The organism is Faecalicoccus sp. LCP19S3_E2, from assembly GCF_052121255.1.
Classification (GTDB): domain Bacteria; phylum Bacillota_I; class Bacilli_A; order Erysipelotrichales; family Erysipelotrichaceae; genus Faecalicoccus.
In genome coordinates, this window is record NZ_JBQKEP010000008.1 from 13,617 (window position 1) to 33,488 (window position 19,872).

A 19,872-nucleotide genomic window follows, 5' to 3' on the forward strand; every position below is an offset into this window, starting at 1 on the left:
ACCACTAGGAATTTTGTGGAATTTCTTGGGATGTTTCTGATTTTGTGATATACTTCATATATGTATCAAAAAGTAGGGGGTGAGCGTATGAACGAAAACTACTTTGAAGAAAAATACGACGATATGGATGAAGATATCCAACAAAAAGAGGCTCTTGTGCTAGAGGCAGAGAAAATCGATGAAATAGAAGATGATCATGAAGCCAGCCAGAAAATCAATCAGTTACGACGCAGCTGGAGACAGATTCATTATTGGGAAAGCGAGTACGAAGAAGATCTAAAAAATCGCTTTGAGGCAGCCATCGATGCTTTCTATGCAAAGTTTAAAGAAGCCGAAAAAGAACACGAAGCAGCTAAACGCGCTCTGATCGAGAAAGCGAAAGAATTATCGCAAGCCAAAGATCTGAAACAGACGACAAAAGCGCAGCAGGAATTGTTTGAAGAATGGAAAAAAATCCCAAGTGCCGGACGTAATTTAGATGACGTTCTCTGGGAAGAATTCCAGAAAGCACGACAGGTATTCTATGACCGCAAACAGGAAGCCTGGGAAAACATGAATCAAAACTTTGATAAAGCCAAAGAAGCTAAAGAGGCTCTCATTGAAAAAGCCAAAGAGCTTGAAGATTCTGTTGAATGGAAAAAAACATCTGAAAAATTCCGTGATTTAATGACGCAATGGAGAGAAGCCGGATTTGCGGGAAAAGAAGATAACGACGCTTTGTGGGAAGCCTTTAATAGCGCCCGTCAAAAATTCTATACCCGCCGTAACGCTTTCTATGAAGAATTGCATAGTACACAAGCTGTCAATTTGAAAGAAAAACAAGAATTGATTGAAAAAGCTCGTGCTATTAAGGATAGCGAAGATTATTCTCGTGAAAATACAGAAACGATGAAGGATCTTGCGGTACAATGGAAAAAAATCGGTTCCTGCGGAAAGAATAAAGATGATAAGATCTGGAATGAATTCCGTGAAATCAACGATATCTATTTTGACGGTTTAGGAAAATCAAATGCCAAACGTCAGGCCGATCATCAGAATCGTATGAAAGATGCTCGTGCTCGTAAAGTTGATTTATTGAACAATCAAAAACGTCAGATTGAACGTCTTCAAGATTCTTTGTATGGCTTAGTTTCTGAGCAGGAAATGAAAGACATCGAAGCGCAGATTCAACAAAAAGAAGACTTCATCAAAGAACTGGAAGCACAAATCGAAGATATCGATTCTAAGATTGGTGAATAGTAGAAAAGCTCGTAAAAAAATCGAGCTTTTTTTAGTATTGTCTTATAATGATATTGGTGATATTTATGTCTATTACAATACATTCAGATTCAAAATATAAACAATATGAAAACTTATTACTCGAAAAGGATCAAATTCAAAAAGAGGCAAATCAATATCAGGGTTTGTATCTACATCATTTCGGTGAAAAAATTGTTACTCTTTACAGACTCAAAGTAGAATGCATTCGTCTTAAAAAGAAAATTTCCCTTTTTCAATTTCAAATCAATCAAAATCAAGGTATTGATATACATAAAATCAACTATATTCTTAAACATGAAATGACATCTTATAATAATTATCTTGAACAACTACTTAATGATGTCAAGAATTGTAAAAAGCTTAAATATTCCAGCGACTATGAAATCAAACGTTCTAAACAGCTTTATCGTCGACTTGCCAAACAAATTCATCCAGATGTCAATCCATTAACCGATAAAACACCTGAATTAATGGACTTATGGAATCAAATTACGATTGCATATCAAGCTAATGATACCAAAGAGTTAAGTGAATTAGATGTTTTAGTTCAAAGGATACTTCAAGACCTCCATTGTTATGCGCGTTCTATCGATATACCTAATATAGATGAAAAAATTCTACAGCTAAAAGAAGAAATTCAAGAATATATTCAAAATGAACCTTATACCTATAAATTTATTGTAATGGATGAAGACAAAATTTATCAAAAAGATATTGAATTAAAAAAAGAAATTCAATCTTATAAAGACTATCAAAATAAGCTTAATGATGTGATCAGTAAACTTTTAGAAGACCAGGAGGTGTTTCAAACATGTCAAATGAATTGATACAAAACCATTCCAATGAATTAGTAGAAACATTGAATCAAAATGGTGGTGTTGATAAGCTTTTAAAACCGTTAATTCGTGAAATTCATTTATTTGATACTTATATTGCAGGTACAACACATTTAAAAGATCCATCCATTTTACTACAACTGAACCCGCAAGAATCTTTAAAACTAGTACGTGAACAAAATCAATTTGATCCAAATGCCATAGTCGTCTTAGACTCTTCCAATAAAAAACTTGGTTATATCCCTGAAAAGGATAATATTGTATTTTCACGATTAATGGATGCAGGAAAGGCATTAAGTGCCAAAATCAAATCGATTCAAAAGAAAAAGAGCTTCATGGATGTTCGGATATCCATATATTTAGTAGATTTTTAGGTATACTTATGGAATTTAAATACGATCCACAAAACAGACGTTTGATCGAAGGATGGAACTTAATCTTCTATGATACAGAAGATACTATACATTTATCAATGGAAGAATATGAACAACTCGCATTTGATTTTAATTGGAATGGAATGATTGACTGCGCTTTTCGTACCTATCATCGTGGAATTGAGGCTGGCTATAAAGAATTAATCCCTTTACTAGGCGAGCTTTACGAACAAAATGACGACTTAGAAAATGCATATCGATGTTATTTAGAAGCTGCTCTGATCAATGATCTAAACGGCATAAAGAATCTTTCAAGAATGTATAAAAAAGGAATCTATGTCCAAAAAGATGAAAAAAAAGCCAAAAAGCTAAATATGTTATCAAAAAAACGGTAGAAAAAAAGTTTAGAATTATCAGGAAATGAAAGACATCAAAGCACAGATTCAACAAAAAGAAGACTTCATTGGGCTTTTTTTAAAGACAAAAAGCCAGACAACTCAAATCAAGACGCCTGGCTTTTAAACATAAATGAACTAACTTCCTGTGATCAATAAAACCATTCTTATCTGTTTTCTAAAATTCTTTCTATATCTGAACGCATTTTTTCATCTACAGACAACATATCCATTGCCTGTTCAATATTGGATGCGATATGATTTTTGACCAATTGTAGAACACTGTCAGCTTTTCCTTGAAGAATACCTTTGATCGTACCTTTGGTCTCACCTCTCAGCTCGCCTTTCTCGATCAATGCCTCGCTAAACGTACACATCTTCCTGACCTCCTCCTCTTCCTCTTTTTCTAATAGTGTATCATATTTTTTCTCTAGGATTTCCAGGATCTGCTCCGCCTTCCTGTTTGACAGAAAGATCAGCTGTATGAACTCCATCACATCCCTGGGGCGCTTTAGGATCTCTTCAGTAGAAATCGTATCGATATCGTCTCCGGGGATACAGGATCAGGACTTCCATCGTATCCTTGCCTCTTCGTTTTGTTTTGCCCTTTCCCGTTATTCGATTCTCCTCTACATAATATCGGTAGAGTTTGTTATCTTTGTACCTAGGATGCCTTAAACAGATCCAAAAAGAAATCACTTTGTGCATATCCGCATACGCATCCCCTGTAAATCCCTGTGGATCGTTTCTTTGTCCGTCAATCAGTCGGCAGACATAGTAGAACCCTCGATGATACAGGACATCTTTTCCCGGGTCGATTCCCTGCGGTTCCATATCGATCCATAGCCTTCTTTTCGGATCCTTTGGATGGGCAAACTTAAACAGCAGATCATAGGAAACCTTACTGTCCGGTATCTTGAGATCCTCTACATTTTGGCTGACCATTTTATTCGATGTTGGATCCGTATCCAGCCGATCATAAATCTCCTTTAAGGAAAGATGCCTGTATTCGGATAAGCACTCTTTATAGAGATAGGCCAGAATCTTTTTTAAAGACAGGATCTTCTTGCACTGGGCATCATAGGATCGTTGGGGATCCTTCAATAAAGCTTCCCAAACTTTTCTTTCTTCCATCGTTTTTTCACCTCTCTTTCGTTACACATAGATGGAAATTAGAAACCTTCCTATTATTAGTTACGATAAAATTTCAAAAAACTATGAAAAAAGTTGAATTTTTCTGATTTTAACTAAAAATGGGATACCTTTGCATATATTACATCAAATTCAGAAATATTCTTTGATATATCAGAAGATGTACTCTGATTAATGAAACATTCTTAAACAATCTAAGAGGAATAGAACTCAAATTCATTCAAGACTTCCTAAATCAATTCACGAATCTTGCTTCTTTCATAACTTCCAAATTTTTTTGTCTGTTTTTTTGTTCTGTTAGACATTTAGACTTTGGTATGAACAGTCCTCTCATCCATTATTTAGCCTTGTATCTGATTTTTATTCGTACGCTCAAAAATAGGACATTCTCATTTCTTCATCCCTGAAATTGTCATCGGCGACTTGTGGTTTTCTACACTTGGTAACGTAATTGGCTTATCTTCAACTGAATTTACATTTTCCCTACACAATAAAAAATCCACCAAAAATACGTTTGGTGGACTCCATACATTTAAAATTTTCTATCTATTTGCTATATCTGTTTACATGATTTTGTTATTTTATTACGCTTCTTTTTTTACTTCTATCAATTTCTTTCCCGATCCCCAGGTAATCATCACGTCTAATAAAACTAATAAAATCGCAACGATCAACTGCAATCCATCTGTTAAGAAGGCAAATCCTCCTGTCACAAACAATTTCATACAAATATTGTAAATAGACATAATCAAACTGGTCATCGTAACAATCAACATTAATACCATTGGTACATACAACATAAATCCTTTATGTCCGGTAACTTTTAGGAAAACCGTCAATGTTATCAATACCATTGCCGCTAAAAACTGGTTTGCACTACCAAATAATGGCCACATATTGTTGTAGCCTCCTTTTTCAAAAGAAAAGCTCAGATTCCTTATTGTTTTTCAATAAAATCAATAGAAACATGACTTATTTCTTGTATTTTTCTTTAATTTCATTTGTCCTATATCGACTGACACAATGCACAAAATTATGTCTTAAAGCATGAAAAAGCAGGGATTACTGAATCCCTACTTCATAGCTAATACTTGTTGAACAAGCACCTCATTCGTTTTATATGTTGAAAACAAATTTAATACACTTTCTGTCGCCTCTTCTGTTGAAAGTCTGTTAATGAATTTACGAATTTTAGTCACAGCTTCCTGTTCTTCTTTTGACAATAACAGATCATCTCTTCGGGTTCCCGATTTTAATATATCAATGGCCGGGAAAATACGGCGTTCGGAAATATTTCGATTTAAAACCAACTCCATATTCCCGGTTCCTTTAAACTCCTCATAAATCACATCATCCATTTTACTTCCGGTATCCACTAAAGCCGTCGCTAAAATGGTTAAGGATCCTCCTTCTTTTTCCCGTGTATTTCTGGCAGCCCCAAAAAACTTTTTAGGAAAGTGAAGGCTGGCAGGATCCAAGCCTCCTGATAATGTCCTACCGCTAGTCTGTGAAGTAAGGTTATACGCTCTGGCAAGACGAGTAATGCTGTCTAACAAGACAACTACATCTTCTCCATGCTCCACCAGACGTTTCGCTCTTTCTAATACCATTTCCGCTACACGCGTATGGTGCTCCGGAAGTTCATCAAACGTTGAATATATGACATCCACTCGCTCCTGTGCTTTATGCTCTTTGATAAAATCCTTAAAATCAGTAACTTCTTCCGGCCGTTCATCGATTAGAAGAATGATCATCTTCACCGTTCTTGTTCTCTTTATGATCGAATTCGCCACGCTCTTTAATAACGTGGTTTTGCCAGCTTTAGGAGAGGATACAATAAGTCCACGTTGTCCTTTTCCGATTGGTGCTAACAAATCGATGATACGCATCGCCAACCCACCATCCGGCGTTTCTAAATTAAACTTTTTATTCGCAAAAACAGGTGTCAATCTTTCGAAGCTCTTTCTTCGGAAAGCCTCTTCCACAGTATGGCCATTGATCAGATCCACACGCATCAATCCGCGATATCGTTCTGTTTCTTTTTTCTCTTTTGGCTCTCCTTCGATCACATCACCGGTACGAAGTCGCAATGATTTGATTTGTGAAGGCGAAACATATACATCGTTCTCCGTCGACAAATAATTATCTCCCCGCAAAAAGCCGAAACCATCTGGTAATACTTCTAAAATTCCTTTGACTTTTTCCATATAACCCTCTTTTCATTACAGTTTAAAAACTAGTCATTTTGCTTTATAATAACGTAAAAGGTGTGAATCGTCTATGCATTTGATGGCAAATTTAAATAAATCAACGAAGAAACTAATTCTTTTCTCCGGCCTGGTTATCTGTCTTTTCTTTTTTTTATGCATTTTTTTCATTTTTGATCAAACTCAAAAGACCGGATTTATCCAAGCCTCGCTCTTTGATTCCTCACATATGATCTACATTGATAAAAATCATGAGCAGCTTTACGGACCGCAGAAAATAGATAACGACTTTTATTATTTTAATGAGGATACAGGTTATATGCATACAGGCTTTTTAGAAACAGAAAACGGAACCTACTACTACGATGAAAACGGAAAAATGGTAACCGGTCTGCAAACGATCGATTCCGATCAATACTATTTTAATGAAAATGGATGTATGAAGGTTAGTACCTTTCAAACCATTGAATCGGATATCTATTACTTTGATGAAACGGGAAAAATGGTCACAGGGGACGTGACCATAAATGGTGTTACCTATGTTTTTGATGAAAACGGAAAACTACAACTAGATATTTCTTCTTTACAAACACAGATTCAATCGATCTTAAATACCTATCCGGGAAACAATGCCGTCTATTTTAAAGATCTGGATACTGATGATAGCTTTTTGATTCATGATCTGGATATGTATCCATGTTCCATCATCAAAATTTTTGTCATGGGCACTGTCTATGAACAAATTGATCAGGGGCATCTAAGCCTCGATGAATGCCACCCCTATTTAGAAGCCATGATCATAGATAGTGACAATACCTCCTACAACATCTTACTTCAAAAGTTAGGCAATGGTGATGGAGTTGCCGGTGCACATAAGGTCAATAGCTTTTGTGAAAAGCTGGGTCTTACGCGTACAGAGATTCATCATGGTCTTGTTCCCGGTGACGGCTACTTTTCCGACGGAAAGAATAATACGACTTGCCCGGAAGATGTTGCCAAATTTTTAGAGCTTCTCTATCGTTCTGATGTCGTATCGAAATCTTATTCTAAAGAGATGTTAGAACTCTTAAAACGATGTGCCGATGATACCGGAATTGTCGCAGGACTTGCAGAAGGTACAGAATGTGCACATAAATCCGGTTGGGCAGACGCCTATTATTTAGATGGCGGCATCATTTATACCGAATATAAAGACTACATACTTGTCGTATTTTCAGATAGTTCCTACCAAAAACCCGCTCAGGAAATCAGCCAATATGTATTTTCTGCCATTCAAAGCTTATACACCAAATAAGCTAACCGGTCATTCATCCTGCGGCAGTTCGATACAAAACTCTGTAGAATAGCCATTTTGCGGCTTTTCCATGACCATAATCGTTCCATGATGCAAGGCTACAATCTTCTGCGCAATAGACATTCCTAATCCATTGGCATGCAAATCATGTCTGGATTCATCACCGGTCACAAAAGGCATAAAAATGTTTTTGCGAACCTCCTCTTTCATGCCTTTGCCATTATCTGCCAAAGTCCAGATAATTTTATGTTGTTTTTGTCGCAGCTTCACAAACACAATCGTTCCTGCCGGATTATGTCTTAGACTGTTTTCTACGATATTTTCAAGAACTCTATCAAACAGCTTGGTATCGATTCTTCCATAATAAGGCTGCTCAGGGATATCGATCTCCAATTCAAATTTTTTGGCCACGATTTCCGGGTACTTTTGCGCAAAGAACTGTTTGGTATATTCACAAACATCTGTTTTCTGCGTATGAAGCTGATACGATGGATGTTCGATCTTCATATAACCAAATAAAGAATCCACCAGATCATTGGCCATCAAAGAGCGTTTATGAATCGTTTGTAAGTATTTCTGTTCTTTTTCCTTTGGAACTTTATCTTCAAGTAAAGCTTCCGAAAAACCCCGAATCACGGTCAGCGGTGTTTTTAAATCATGGGATATTCCGGAAATCAGAGCATACTTTTCCTGTTGAGCCTGCAATCTTTCTTTTTTGGTTTCTTCTAAAGCTTGTATAGTATATTGAAATTCTCTGGCCGTCTGACGTAATTCCAAAGGAATTGTGCCTTCATCAAAACTAGTATTCGCATTTTCACGATATCGCACAATTGCCTTTTGAAACGGCAAAAAAGAACGTTTTACAACATATTTAAACAACAGAATCTGTACCAATACGATAAATAGAAAAATAGGAAAGGCATAAATCTGACGTTTTCCATCATCTTCTATGATTCGATGGTAGGCTGGTTCTGTCATTGTCGGCGATACAAACACCAGTACACGCTTTTCTCCGGCTGTATTGGAATAAGTATACTTTTCCACATTCATCTTTTTATCATAAATTCCCTGTAGGAAGTTTAACTCTCTTTTATTCAGACTTTTTCGGTCTGAGAACAAATTTCCTTCTACGATTTCATATTGACTGTTCAATACACAGCGATCATAGATCGTTCTCATGGAATCTTTTTCATCATACCCTTCCTGGCTGATGATATAAAAAGGTTCCTGATCCTTATTTATGATTTTAGATACGTTGAAATAGCGACTTGTCGAAAAATCATTGATAAATTCCAGATCATCATAATAGATATTCTGCAGGATCTTCTCATCCGATGCATAGACAACACTTCTATTTTTCGCATCAAATACGATAAACGCACTGTGAGGAAATTGATGAATGGGAATTTCTTCGTATCGTTCTTGTTTTAATAATTCGGTATCTTCTACCACGCTCCATAAATCAGGGAAAGCATTCAACATTCTCTGTGTTTCCATGGATTCAAAAACAGCACGATAAATCAAAAGACTGGTCGTATAAATCAATAACAAAATAGCCAATAAGCCGGTTACGCTGTACCATTTTTTAAACATCTTCATCATCGAACCTGTACCCCAGCCCACGAACTGTCTTTATATATTTTGGCTTAGAAGGATCCTCTTCGATCTTAGAACGAATACGGGAAATATGAACCATGATGGTATCTTCATCCGCCTGACAAAAATCACGGCTGATGACTTGATACAGCTGCAGCTTGGTAAAGACACGTCCCGGTGCTTTCATCATGGCAACTAAAAGCTTGAGCTCATAGGCTGTCAAAGAGATTTCTTTTCCCGCTTTTTTTAAACACATTTTTTCCGGGTCATAAACCAGATCGCCTCGTTTTAAAAAGAAAGAACTCGGCTCCTGTCCTGAAGTCGAAAAACGATAGCTTCTTCGAATCATTGCCTTGACCTGAGCTACAAGTTCTAAAGCATCAAAGGGTTTTGTCATGTACATATCGGCACCGATCCCCAATCCCAACACTTTATCTTGATTCATACTTTTGGCCGATAAGATTAAAATCGGTATCTTAGAGACTTCTCGAATCTTGCGAATCGTTTCATACCCGTTGAGTTCCGGCATCATCAGATCAACGATCAAAAGATCGATGTCCATCTTTTCAAACAATTCCAAGGCTTCTTTGCCATTTTGTGCCAGTACGACCTGAAAATCATCGTTTTCCAAATACAGGGAAATGAGTTCCGCAATATCCGCATCATCTTCGGCAATCATTATTTTATAAGGCATGATTTCCACCTCACTTTATTTTCTAATAGTATATCTCGATTTCTGATAAAAGCTATAGAAAAACTCGTAAAGCTACAGCCATGGCATATTCTTTTTCATGAGAAATGCTGATTTGTACATTCTCAATATTGCAGATTGGCCTTCCAATTTGATCATAGGTGATTTCTATATCTTTAAAATCGACAGGTTTATCCAATGTCTTAAAAACGGCTTCTTTTGCCGCAAAATGCCCCGCAAGAAATTCAATGGCGCGTTTTTCTTTCAAGGTTTGATATATTCGTTGTTCGTTTTCACTTAAGATTTTATGAGCTAATGAAGGTCGTATGCGTTGGATCTGTACGATATCACAACCAATGCGCATCATTTCCTATCCTCTATCGTTTTATTATAATTGACTAAAGAATCATTCCATGACTGATATTGTTCATCTTGACGATGATCCTCTAGATCATAATGTTTTTTCAAGTATTCTTCCATATATTTTGTGACCTTCATAGCCCCTTCGTAATTTAGATGATCGCCCTGGTCGCGCGTATCTTCTTTCCAGTCGATTGACAACGATTTTGTTTCTGTATTCAAATCCAAATACGGGATTTGGTTATCATCACAATAGGTTTGCACCGCATCATGACGTTTCCAGTTCCAATTTTTATAGCTTGGTGTGCTATAGATAAGAAGCTGACAGCCTTTTTCTTTACACATCTGCACGATGGAATCTAAAACCCATCGGTTGAGTACCGAAATACTTTCACCCTTTTTGTGATCATCCATGTAAGATTCTATCTTTTGCACCGGCTTAATTTCACGATTGATGCGAAACCCCTTTAAAATATTGTTGTAAGTATAATGTACATCCCCTGTCCAATCCTGTGCCTGAAGATTTTTCCACCGGTCATGATATTCAAACAAAGGGAATAGCTCTTTTATTTTCTCGACAGCAGGATCGGTCGCCAAAAAATCCCGGAAGAATGTATCTGCTTCTAAAACAACAAGCTTTGGCGATTGATTTTGCAGTGTTCTTTCCAACAAACTTTTTGTGTAATACAAAGGTTGTGCCGGTGTCGAACACAAATAACTGGTAAATCCTTCTTTTTCATACATCGCCATAGGTGAGATGGAAGAATATACCAAACTATCTCCTAAAAATAATACATCGATTGAATCTTTACGTTCGCTTAAGATACCATTAGCCGAAACATCTTTCATGCCAAATTGATCCAAATTGTCTTTTGGTTCAACAATGCGGGAACCATACCATACCAGCGTAAAAAAGATCAAAAAGAAAAGAAAGATACGGACGATTCTATTCCATTTTTCTGACATAGCTGTACTCCTTCCTTAGTAGCTTGCATACATAGGATCCACCGGAACATACCCTGTTCCATAAGCACCAAACAGGATCACCGCAAAAATCAAAGTATAGTAAAGTGTCCAGCGCAAAACAATGGGACCGGAAGCCACTTTTTTACGAATCTGTACATTCTTTTCTTTACATACACTGATCACAAATACGATCAATACAGAAACACAAACCAATAGAATATCCTGCATATCAATGTGTAATGTTGCGAGCATTTGGGCATTCAAAGATTCAAATTGAAAATCAACGAACATCTTTTTAATCATTGCCAGCGCAATACGAAGTCCATCGGCTCGGAAGATCAATTCACCGATACATACCAAAATCGTTGTTCGAATCATAGCCAAATATCGCAAAAATCCATGATTAAACTGCAGATGATACTTTCGCAGCAGCGGAAGCATTAAATTTCCCATCAAAATAAAGAAAAAGTGATACAGCCCAAAAAAGATAAAGTGCCAGCCTGAGCCATGCCATAATCCATTACAGATCCAGACCGCAAACAATGCGATGGAACCGGCTACCAAAGGTGCATAGTAATACCCTAATTTTTTCTTTGTCTTCCGTGTTATTTTTTTAGCCATTTTAGACATGGAAACCGGATAAAACACATAGTCTTTAAACCATGTCCCCAAGGTAATGTGCCAGCGCTGCCAGAATTCGGCAATACTTTTGGAAAAGAATGGCTGTCTGAAATTTTCCGGTAGATGAACACCGAAGATTTCTGCCGTACCGATCACAACATCCATGGTTCCCGAGAAATCCATATAGAGTTGAAGCGTATAGGTCACCATCGCAATACATACCATACCACCACTGTAATTTTGATAATTGGTGAACAGTTCATTGACCATTGGATTCAATCTATCGGCAATCACCAGCTTTTTAAAAACGCCCCACAAGATTCGCTGTGTACCAAATGTTAAAGATGAATACGATATTGATTTCCCTTCCCATAAAGAATAGGCTGTCTGTTCATAGCGACAAATCGGCCCTTCCATGATCGTAGGAAAGAAAACCAGAAACAATAATAAACGAAGCGGATTGTGATCCGCTGTGATTTTTTGTCGATATACATCCACGCAATACGATACAGCCTGCAGGCTGTAAAAAGATATTCCGATTGGCAATCCTATTTTCGGTACCTGTATCAATATCGGAATGTTAAGCCATACAAAAAGCGAATTGATATTTCCTAAAAGGAATCCCGTATACTTACAAAGCACAAGAATTCCAATGTGCATACAAATCGCAAAAACTAAAACACCTCTTTTTTTCTTTTGCGCTTCTTTATGCGAACTGCATTGAAGATCGATATTCTCCATCCACAATCCAAAATAATGGATCATAAAACCAGATAAGATCACAAATAAAATCAAACCGCCACTAATGGACCAGAAAAAAATCAAACTGGCAACCAATAAAACGACCCACCTTTTCTTTACCGGAAACAATTGATAGACAAGCATTGTCACCGGTAAAAAGAAAAAGGCAAACATCACTGTGAAATAAGATTCCAATCCTATTCCTCCTCAAGCAAACGATCGACCATGGCCTTCATCCGTTTGACTGAATTAAAATTATCCGGTGTGATCTCAACCGCCGGAATCATTAAATCGAAGGCATCTTCCAATTCCGCAACCAGGGATAAGATAGCCAGTGAGTCCAGCAAATGCCCATCGATCAAATCTTCTCTTGTGCAATCCAGATCCGGTTGGATCTCCTGTAAAATTTCTATAATTGTTTCCATGTTTTTAGCTCCTTTACTTTAGTTTTGGCGCATTGAGTAAAACGACACTCGTATGATCACGCACCATTAATTCTTCTTTTTCATTCACGATGACTACGGCCGGTAAATCCCTTGTCAAGAATAAAGACATACCCTCCGTGGGACAGTAAGCTCCTGTATTTTCAAATACAAAAAGATCTCCTATCTGCGGTTTAGGCAGACTCACCTGTTTCATCAAGATATCGTTGATCGTGCATAGAGCGCCACACACATTCCAGTTGTCTTCCGGCTGATCTTTCTGATTCAGAAAGCGAAAAGGTGGTTGCTTCATCGCCATGCCCTGCCCATAATAGACAAGATGATGAATGCCGCCATCAACCAGCGCATAATTTTGATTTCGATTCGTTTTGGTATCGACTACCTGTGTCACGTAAAAACCACAGCTTGCCGCAATGCTTCTTCCCAGTTCTAATACGATCTTTAAGTTTCCAAACGGTTTGATAGCTTCAGAAAAGAACTGAAGATGTTCATTCTCTTCAAACTTCATGGAAGAAAAATAATCAACAGGAAACCCCGGACCATACTCTAATAATTCCGGTACAAAATCCATCTCTTTTAACTCTGCCAAAAATTCTTCCAGCAGATCCAATTCCTTCAATACGCGTTTTTGGGAATGTTTCTGTGTCCCTGAAAAGTATTGAATGCCCAATACATGTAAACGAGAGGATCGGCAACGAACTAAGATATCTTTTAATACATCTTTATCCAACCCAAACTGATTGCCACTGGTCAACCGTAAAAGTACCGACACATTTCTTTGATAGATATCCGCCAGTTCCTGAATCAATTTATACTGTTCAAAAGATTCAATCGTCATAATAGGAAGTTCTTCTTTAGCCCTAAAGATTTCTTCAATATCCTCTTTATTTTTATAGACCCCGGATAATACGATCTGCTGGTTGGATATCTGGAGTTTCTTACAAATATGAAATTCACCCGGTGAACAAATTTCGAAATGAGTCACTTTGTTCTCCAAAAGTTTTAATATAAAAGAATTTGCCTTTGCCGCATAGCACAGTTCGACATTTTTTGGCAGTGATGCTTTTAAATAGTTCACTCTTTTGCTTAATACATCCGCATCAAAGCCATAAAATGGTGTTCCATATTTCGATACCAGTTTTCTAATTCTTTCTTCCTGTATCATCTTCTTTTTCCTTTCGTCAGTTCAAACAATGCTTTCCGATCTGTTTTTCCATTCTTTGTCAAAGGCATGGATTCAAGAAGAAAAAGCCGAGTAGGCACCATGTAAGCCGGTAAATCCTTTTTTAAACAAGTTACAAAGTCTTCCTTGGAGAGGGTACCGGTATAAAACCCATACAACCGATGTTTTACATCATCGAAAAGACAGATGCACTGTTCAATTCCTTCTATGCGAAGCGCCCTTTTTTCTATTTCTTCCAATTCAATTCGATGCCCCAGATACTTGATCTGATAATCCTTTCGACCTTTGAAATAATATTCACCGGATGCATCTCGATATGCCAGATCACCGGTGCGATAAATTCTTTCCTCATAAGCCTTTTGAAGCGGATTGGAGGTAAAGTGAGCCTGTGTTTGTACTTCATTTCGATAATAGCCCAACGCTAAGCCTCTTCCTTTTACACACAGCTCCCCGGTCTGATTTGGTTCTATAATTTCATGATCTTGCTCATCCAATAAAAACACACCTTTGTTTTCAAAAGCCTGTCCGATCGGAATTCCCTGCTCATAAGCACGATTTGGATCTAAAATATGATAGGTACAGTTACAAGTAATCTCCGTTGGTCCATACAAATTTACAAATAGTGCATCGGGCAAGGCTTTCTTCCATGATTGATAATGTTTTAGCGGCATGACCTCTCCACTAAACAGGATCTTTCGTACCGTATGGGGAACTTTATAATCCAAGCCATGGAAAGCACAGATCAGACTTAAAGCCGATACTGCCCATACCATCGTTGTAACTTCTTTATCACAAAGATAATCAATCAAAGCGGTTGGCTTGGAAAAGTAGGCTCTTGGTATGATGACCAAAGTAGCGCCGGTATATAGACAGGAATAAATATCTTTTACAGATACATCAAAGTCAAAAGGTGCCTGATTTCCAAAACGCTCATCCTCCTGTATTGAAAACGTCTTAACAAAGGATTCGATAAAATCAATCACCGATCCATGCGAAATCAATACGCCTTTAGGAACGCCGGTAGAGCCGGAAGTAAAATTCACATATAAAGGATCCGTATCGATCGTATTCTGCATCAACGTCTGAATCGATGATTCCTCTACATCAGTAGAAAGAATCGTTTCTAAGACAACGATCTTGGCTCCTTTAAAAACAAGCTTTGCCTTTTCTTCATAGGAAGCCGTTGTCAAGACGATCCTTGCCTGCAATACACTTTGTATCTGCTCTAAACGAGATTCCGGAAATTCCGGATTCAATAAAGAATAAAAGTTTTGTGCATAGGCACTTCCAAAGAAAGCATATAATGCCATAATACCTTTATCCATAAATACGATAACCGGTTCCTGTTGTATAGAATTCTGTATCAAATAACTTGCGACAGCTTTCGAATACCTTTGCAGTTGTGTATAAGTGCAATGTTTTTCTTCTTCGATCACTGCAATCTTATCCGGATATTGTCTGGCTGATCTTTCCAGCATCAACAAAACATGATTCATTCAATCACCCCTTTGTATCATCATATAGGTGGTTTCTTTACAGATACTGTAGAAAATATTAATTTTTCTTAATGTTTGTCAAAAGAAAAACATCTTTCATCAAAGAAATCTAAAAAACATCCAGCTTACTTTCTCAATTGTTATGTACAAAGAGATGCATTGATGTACATTGTCTTTTTTCGTATGTTTTGTTATGATACGAGGCAACGAGGAAAATCTATGAATAAAAACATTACAGTCACAATGATAAGTATTGGATGTATCTTCTTATGTATCGGCACCTTTTGGGATTTGGAAATTAACACTCTATTCTACGACCCCCAAAATAGGATCGGCATCTTTTTGCAGGAAGGCTGGCCCCTTTTGCTCAAATTGATATTAACGCTTTGTTTTGCGTTGCTGATAGATCAAAATCATCCTTTCTTTTCTATACCTTTGTTCATCTGTGGACTTCTCTTTTCACAGAATGTTATCACTTTAACAGAGTCTTCCTGGTTTAGCTTCATATCCATTGGAGCCATATTAACCCCTTTAGTAGTAAGCATCTTTATCTGTTACAAATTAACAACAGAACAAAAAAATAAACTTCGGCCTTATATCATAAACTATTTACAATTATTCTTTACGGTTTTAATCGTAATCACGCTCTTTAAAGTTTTATGGGGTAGGATCCGATTTAGAGATATGCAACAAGCTTCTCAGTTTTGTGTTTGGTATCTTCCCTGCCACAAAGGTGGTTTTTCTTTCCCCAGCGGCCATACAAGTTCTTTTGCCTGTTCTTTACTCTATTTATTATCAACGCCACTTGTACAAAAACATAAGCTGTCGCTCAGTATCATCGTATGCACAAGTATCTTTTTGATGATGGCTTCCAGAATCGTCATGGGCGCTCATTTTTTAAGCGATACGGCTGCCGGCATGATGATTGCCCTTGTCATCTGGGCATTCTATGATAGACGATGGAAAAACAAAATAAGTAAACAAAAACACCAGTAGGATACAAAGTTACTCCTATTGGTGTTTGTTAATAACAGATTATGCAAATCTGTAAATACAAAATATTTATTGATTGAAAACACTTTGATTATGGCAAATACAAAACTACCTACTTTTCCAATGATCTAAAATTTCGCGTTTCTCTTATTAAACCAACATGTAAAAACGCCCAAAGTTCACTCTGAGCGTTCTTATCATTTCTTTGTGAGATTCTTTGATTTAGTATAATTTAGCCCCTGCCGGAATCGCATCATCCAACACTAACAAATTCAAGCGTTCTTCACCAGCTTCGTTATGTACGGCCGATATGATCATACCACAGGAATCAATTCCCATCATTTTACGTGGTGGAAGATTAGTGATTGCCACTAAAGTCTTGCCTACCAATTCTTCCGGTTCATAGTAATCATGAATACCACTTAAAATCGTTCTGTCTTCTTCGGTTCCATCATCTAAGATAAACTCTAATAATTTTTTACTCTTTGGAACCGCGCGGCATTCTTTGACTTTTACGGCTCTGAAATCTGATTTCGAGAACGTTTCAAAATCAACAAAATCTTTAAACAACGGTTCAATTTCCACTTTGGAATAATCGATGGTTGGTTTCTTGTTGACTATGCTTTTTACATCTGCAGAAGTTGATGACACAGCTTCCTGCGATTTCTTTTCTAACTTGGCACCCTTGGATTCTCCTGTTAACTTCATATGCGGGAACAATAACACTTCACGAATGGTTCTCTGGTCTGTCAACAACATCACAAAACGGTCAATTCCTAAGCCTACACCACCTGTCGGAGGCATACCATACTCCAAAGCTTCTACATAATCTACATCCATCTCATTGGCTTCTTCATCTCCTAAATCACGAAGTTCCAACTGTTTTTCAAATCGTTCTCTTTGATCGATCGGATCATTTAATTCCGAGAACGCATTGGCGTATTCATGACCACAGATAAACAGTTCATAACGATCTGTAAATCGAGGATCTTCATTGTTTTTCTTAGCCAGTGGAGAAATTTCAATTGGATATTCATAGACAAACGTTGGCTGCACGATCGTTTCTTCTACATATTTGTCAAAGAACAGCTGAATGATATGTCCAATCGAGTTATGAATTTTTTCCACTTCAATATCGTGTTCTTTTGCCAGCTGGCAAGCTTCTTCATAACTTGTGACCTGTTTAAAATCGATACCTGTTTTTTCTTTGATCGCATCACACATTGTTATACGCTTAAATGGCGCTTTCAAAGAAATCTCTTGTCCCTGATACGTAATTTCAGTTGTTCCTAAAACTTTATTAGCTACATGATCAAACAAACCTTCAATCAGATCCATCATGCCATGCAGATCACTGTAAGCAACATAAGCTTCTACGGTTGTAAATTCCGGGTTATGTGTGGCATCCATTCCTTCATTACGGAACAAACGTCCAATTTCATAAACACCTTCCAAACCACCAACGATTAGACGTTTTAAAGGAAGTTCCGTTGCGATACGTAAATAGAAAGGCATGTTCAAAGTATTGTGATGCGTAACAAACGGACGAGCCGCTGCCCCACCTAAAATCGGCTGTAATACCGGTGTTTCTACTTCCATCAATCCCTGTCCATCCAAGTATTCCTGTACCGCACGAATGATTTTCGGTCTTGTGATGGCAATATGTTTAGCCTCCGGATTCATGATCAAATCCACATACCGACGACGGAAACGTTCTTCTACATCCGTCAATCCATGATATTTTTCCGGTAATGGACGTAAAGCCTTCGATAAATGCGTATAAACCTGTGCACGAACGGATAACTGTCCATGATCGGTTTTCATGATCGTACCTTCGATACCAACAATATCTCCTAAATCGTTTTTCTTGAAGATCTCATATTGTTCTTCGCCGACAACATCTTTACGAACATAGATCTGAATTTGTCCATCTACATCCTGAATGTGCATGAATCCGGCTTTTCCCTGACGACGTTTTGTCATAATACGTCCGGCAATCTTTACATGAACATCCAGTTCCTGCAATTCTTCTTTTGTCTTATCCTCATACTGTGCAATGATTTTTCCGGAAGTTGTCGTTCTTTTATACGCAGAGCCAAATGGGTCAATTCCCATATCCTTCAAATCTTGCATCTTCTGGCGACGTACTCGTTCTTGTTCTGTTAATTTTTGTTGTGCCATATTGTTCTCCTTTTCTCTACAAAATAAAAAAGCATCCATCCAAGGGACGAATGCTCGTGTTACCACCCTAATTCATTTTTCAAATCACTTTGAAAAATCTCTGCCACTGTCTATGAACAGTGCTTCCTTTAATGCAGGAAATACATGCAGCTCCAAGGTTTTATTCCTTTAAGTCCTGTGCTTTTTTTCACCATCCAAAAGCTCTCTGAAACATTTTCTTAAAGTACTCGTCCTCTTCTTAGCCTTTACGGGTTGTATCGTACTAAACGAATGTATTTTTGTCAACGTATTTCCTTTATATTTTTTTTGGTCAATCTAATGTTTTTATTTAAAATCAGTCTATCTTTCAGTTTTATGTCTGCTACTGATTCAGACATTCGATAATTTGTATACTTTAGAGTATACTACTTACGAGTATACAAATTAAAAAGACCCTCGCAAGCCTTTTTACAAACATGCCTCCAACTGTTCTAAAGTGATAGGCCCCGGGCGAAGGATCTTTAACTTTTCCTGTGTACAATCTACGATCGTGCTGGCCTGTAATGCTCTACATGTGCCTAATACAATTCCATCAATATCAGGAAGCTGTTCAAACACATCATCGCTGGTCAATGCGGTCTTAGCTCCGGATTGATTGGCACTGGTTACCAACAAGGGAGTATTTAATACATCGATTACCTTTAAGATAAAAGGTTCATCCGGAATACGGATTGCTATCGTTTCCAACCCATTGGTATATTCTGCAGGAACCTCTTCTTTGACTCTTAACACCAGTGTCAAAGCCCCCGGCAAAAAATGCTCTGCGATCTTTTTAACTCTTTTGTCAACTACAGCTACTTGTTCCATATGCTCTATGGAAGATACCATCATCGGAATCGGTTTGGTTTCCGGTCTGTGCTTTGCGTTTTTCAGTCGCTGCAAATCCTTTAAATCTCCATACATCACGCCCACTCCATAAACTGTATCTGTCGGCAAGGCAATAATTTTGTGATTCTGCAGTGCATCGGCAACCGCATTTATTTCTTCTTTACTATACGTTTTCATAGCTCTATTATAGGTTTATGTTAAAATAGATACAAGAGA

General features: G+C 37.5%; 20 protein-coding genes and 1 other annotated feature. Of the genes, 6 read left to right on the forward strand and 14 right to left on the reverse strand.

Annotated features, from left to right (window positions below):
- Positions 1–87 precede the first annotated feature (87 nt).
- The 4 genes from ACTQX6_RS08320 to ACTQX6_RS08335 all read left to right on the forward strand — a co-directional run bounded on the left by ACTQX6_RS08320 (position 88) and on the right by ACTQX6_RS08335 (position 2,865).
- Positions 88–1,239 carry a DUF349 domain-containing protein gene (locus tag ACTQX6_RS08320; protein ID WP_181965590.1) on the forward strand — a complete coding sequence of 384 codons (1,152 nt, stop codon included), beginning with the start codon at positions 88–90 and terminating at the stop codon, positions 1,237–1,239.
- A gap of 65 nt (positions 1,240–1,304) precedes the next feature.
- Positions 1,305–2,087 carry a hypothetical protein gene (locus ACTQX6_RS08325; protein ID WP_117446067.1) on the forward strand — a complete coding sequence of 261 codons (783 nt, stop codon included), beginning with the start codon at positions 1,305–1,307 and terminating at the stop codon, positions 2,085–2,087.
- Positions 2,072–2,470 (forward strand): HIRAN domain-containing protein, encoded by a 399-nt coding sequence (locus tag ACTQX6_RS08330; RefSeq protein WP_117446068.1) that lies wholly within the window; start codon positions 2,072–2,074, stop codon positions 2,468–2,470. Before ACTQX6_RS08325 ends, ACTQX6_RS08330 begins: the two co-directional genes overlap by 16 nt.
- A gap of 8 nt (positions 2,471–2,478) precedes the next feature.
- Positions 2,479–2,865 (forward strand): hypothetical protein, encoded by a 387-nt coding sequence (locus tag ACTQX6_RS08335; protein ID WP_117446069.1) that lies wholly within the window; start codon positions 2,479–2,481, stop codon positions 2,863–2,865.
- A 167-nt stretch (positions 2,866–3,032) separates the two neighbouring features.
- On the opposite strand, the gene ACTQX6_RS08340 is transcribed toward ACTQX6_RS08335, so the two are convergent.
- The 4 genes from ACTQX6_RS08340 to rho form a co-directional block, all read right to left on the reverse strand.
- Positions 3,033–3,242, reverse strand: coding sequence for a hypothetical protein (locus ACTQX6_RS08340; RefSeq protein WP_168966944.1), 210 nt, complete (start codon positions 3,240–3,242; stop codon positions 3,033–3,035).
- 145 nt (positions 3,243–3,387) lie between these two features.
- Positions 3,388–3,999: a hypothetical protein gene (locus tag ACTQX6_RS08345; RefSeq protein WP_441657419.1), complete on the reverse strand. Its 612-nt coding sequence runs from the start codon at positions 3,997–3,999 to the stop codon at positions 3,388–3,390.
- 602 nt (positions 4,000–4,601) lie between these two features.
- Positions 4,602–4,958, reverse strand: a complete 357-nt coding sequence (locus tag ACTQX6_RS08350) for a carbon starvation CstA family protein (protein WP_366558453.1) — start codon at positions 4,956–4,958, stop codon at positions 4,602–4,604.
- Between the two features lie 132 nt (positions 4,959–5,090).
- Positions 5,091–6,224, reverse strand: a complete 1,134-nt coding sequence (rho, locus tag ACTQX6_RS08355; RefSeq protein WP_117447104.1) for a transcription termination factor Rho — start codon at positions 6,222–6,224, stop codon at positions 5,091–5,093.
- 229 nt (positions 6,225–6,453) lie between these two features.
- Between rho and ACTQX6_RS08360 the strand changes: the two genes are divergently transcribed.
- Positions 6,454–7,518 (forward strand): serine hydrolase, encoded by a 1,065-nt coding sequence (locus ACTQX6_RS08360; protein WP_181965669.1) that lies wholly within the window; start codon positions 6,454–6,456, stop codon positions 7,516–7,518.
- Between the two features lie 9 nt (positions 7,519–7,527).
- Here ACTQX6_RS08360 and ACTQX6_RS08365 read toward each other — a convergent pair whose 3' ends face one another.
- Genes ACTQX6_RS08365 through ACTQX6_RS08400 form a run of 8 tightly spaced genes read right to left on the reverse strand, consistent with a single transcriptional unit; the run spans position 7,528 to position 15,615 of the window.
- Positions 7,528–9,120: a sensor histidine kinase gene (locus ACTQX6_RS08365; protein WP_441657418.1), complete on the reverse strand. Its 1,593-nt coding sequence runs from the start codon at positions 9,118–9,120 to the stop codon at positions 7,528–7,530.
- A complete protein-coding gene (locus ACTQX6_RS08370; RefSeq protein ID WP_117447107.1) occupies positions 9,104–9,808 on the reverse strand; it encodes a response regulator transcription factor in 705 nt (234 codons plus the stop codon). The genes ACTQX6_RS08365 and ACTQX6_RS08370 overlap by 17 nt, the downstream gene beginning before the upstream one ends.
- 52 nt (positions 9,809–9,860) lie before the next feature.
- Positions 9,861–10,172, reverse strand: coding sequence for a holo-ACP synthase (gene acpS / locus ACTQX6_RS08375; RefSeq protein ID WP_168966734.1), 312 nt, complete (start codon positions 10,170–10,172; stop codon positions 9,861–9,863).
- Positions 10,169–11,131: a hypothetical protein gene (locus tag ACTQX6_RS08380; RefSeq protein WP_294688725.1), complete on the reverse strand. Its 963-nt coding sequence runs from the start codon at positions 11,129–11,131 to the stop codon at positions 10,169–10,171. Before ACTQX6_RS08380 ends, acpS begins: the two co-directional genes overlap by 4 nt.
- A 15-nt stretch (positions 11,132–11,146) precedes the next feature.
- Positions 11,147–12,688 carry an MBOAT family O-acyltransferase gene (locus ACTQX6_RS08385; RefSeq protein WP_294688728.1) on the reverse strand — a complete coding sequence of 514 codons (1,542 nt, stop codon included), beginning with the start codon at positions 12,686–12,688 and terminating at the stop codon, positions 11,147–11,149.
- A 2-nt stretch (positions 12,689–12,690) separates the two neighbouring features.
- Complete coding sequence (locus ACTQX6_RS08390) at positions 12,691–12,918, reverse strand: phosphopantetheine-binding protein (RefSeq protein ID WP_022790729.1); 228 nt, start codon at positions 12,916–12,918, stop codon at positions 12,691–12,693.
- A 13-nt stretch (positions 12,919–12,931) separates the two neighbouring features.
- Entirely contained in the window at positions 12,932–14,101 is a 1,170-nt protein-coding gene (locus ACTQX6_RS08395) for a diaminopimelate decarboxylase family protein (protein WP_294688731.1), read from the reverse strand.
- The gene (locus ACTQX6_RS08400) at positions 14,098–15,615 is read right to left on the reverse strand and encodes an amino acid adenylation domain-containing protein (protein ID WP_294688733.1); all 1,518 of its coding nucleotides are present in this window, start codon (positions 15,613–15,615) and stop codon (positions 14,098–14,100) included. Before ACTQX6_RS08400 ends, ACTQX6_RS08395 begins: the two co-directional genes overlap by 4 nt.
- Before the next feature lie 243 nt (positions 15,616–15,858).
- Between ACTQX6_RS08400 and ACTQX6_RS08405 the strand changes: the two genes are divergently transcribed.
- Entirely contained in the window at positions 15,859–16,611 is a 753-nt protein-coding gene (locus ACTQX6_RS08405) for a phosphatase PAP2 family protein (RefSeq protein WP_294688790.1), read from the forward strand.
- Between the two features lie 219 nt (positions 16,612–16,830).
- On the opposite strand, the gene lysS is transcribed toward ACTQX6_RS08405, so the two are convergent.
- Positions 16,831–18,789 carry a lysine--tRNA ligase gene (lysS, locus tag ACTQX6_RS08410; RefSeq protein ID WP_272002632.1) on the reverse strand — a complete coding sequence of 653 codons (1,959 nt, stop codon included), beginning with the start codon at positions 18,787–18,789 and terminating at the stop codon, positions 16,831–16,833.
- 39 nt (positions 18,790–18,828) lie between these two features.
- Positions 18,829–19,038 (reverse strand) — a binding site (T-box leader).
- 198 nt (positions 19,039–19,236) lie between these two features.
- The gene (locus ACTQX6_RS08415; protein ID WP_294688736.1) at positions 19,237–19,833 is read right to left on the reverse strand and encodes an L-threonylcarbamoyladenylate synthase; all 597 of its coding nucleotides are present in this window, start codon (positions 19,831–19,833) and stop codon (positions 19,237–19,239) included.
- Positions 19,834–19,872: the final 39 nt, after the last annotated feature.

Excerpts from the sequence above, each read along its gene's own strand:
- ACTQX6_RS08340 (WP_168966944.1), bottom strand. The coding sequence starts at position 3,242 with ATGTGTACGTTTAGCGAGGCATTGATCGAGAAAGGCGAGCTGAGAGGT.
- ACTQX6_RS08370 (WP_117447107.1), bottom strand. The coding sequence starts at position 9,808 with ATGCCTTATAAAATAATGATTGCCGAAGATGATGCGGATATTGCGGAA.
- ACTQX6_RS08320 (WP_181965590.1), top strand. The coding sequence starts at position 88 with ATGAACGAAAACTACTTTGAAGAAAAATACGACGATATGGATGAAGAT.
- rho (WP_117447104.1), bottom strand. The coding sequence starts at position 6,224 with ATGGAAAAAGTCAAAGGAATTTTAGAAGTATTACCAGATGGTTTCGGC.
- ACTQX6_RS08325 (WP_117446067.1), top strand. The coding sequence starts at position 1,305 with ATGTCTATTACAATACATTCAGATTCAAAATATAAACAATATGAAAAC.
- acpS (WP_168966734.1), bottom strand. The coding sequence starts at position 10,172 with ATGATGCGCATTGGTTGTGATATCGTACAGATCCAACGCATACGACCT.
- ACTQX6_RS08360 (WP_181965669.1), top strand. The coding sequence starts at position 6,454 with ATGATCTACATTGATAAAAATCATGAGCAGCTTTACGGACCGCAGAAA.
- ACTQX6_RS08415 (WP_294688736.1), bottom strand. The coding sequence starts at position 19,833 with ATGAAAACGTATAGTAAAGAAGAAATAAATGCGGTTGCCGATGCACTG.
- ACTQX6_RS08380 (WP_294688725.1), bottom strand. The coding sequence starts at position 11,131 with ATGTCAGAAAAATGGAATAGAATCGTCCGTATCTTTCTTTTCTTTTTG.
- ACTQX6_RS08345 (WP_441657419.1), bottom strand. The coding sequence starts at position 3,999 with ATGGAAGAAAGAAAAGTTTGGGAAGCTTTATTGAAGGATCCCCAACGA.
- ACTQX6_RS08405 (WP_294688790.1), top strand. The coding sequence starts at position 15,859 with ATGATAAGTATTGGATGTATCTTCTTATGTATCGGCACCTTTTGGGAT.
- ACTQX6_RS08390 (WP_022790729.1), bottom strand. The coding sequence starts at position 12,918 with ATGGAAACAATTATAGAAATTTTACAGGAGATCCAACCGGATCTGGAT.
- ACTQX6_RS08395 (WP_294688731.1), bottom strand. The coding sequence starts at position 14,101 with ATGATACAGGAAGAAAGAATTAGAAAACTGGTATCGAAATATGGAACA.
- lysS (WP_272002632.1), bottom strand. The coding sequence starts at position 18,789 with ATGGCACAACAAAAATTAACAGAACAAGAACGAGTACGTCGCCAGAAG.
- ACTQX6_RS08400 (WP_294688733.1), bottom strand. The coding sequence starts at position 15,615 with ATGAATCATGTTTTGTTGATGCTGGAAAGATCAGCCAGACAATATCCG.
- ACTQX6_RS08330 (WP_117446068.1), top strand. The coding sequence starts at position 2,072 with ATGTCAAATGAATTGATACAAAACCATTCCAATGAATTAGTAGAAACA.
- ACTQX6_RS08335 (WP_117446069.1), top strand. The coding sequence starts at position 2,479 with ATGGAATTTAAATACGATCCACAAAACAGACGTTTGATCGAAGGATGG.
- ACTQX6_RS08365 (WP_441657418.1), bottom strand. The coding sequence starts at position 9,120 with ATGATGAAGATGTTTAAAAAATGGTACAGCGTAACCGGCTTATTGGCT.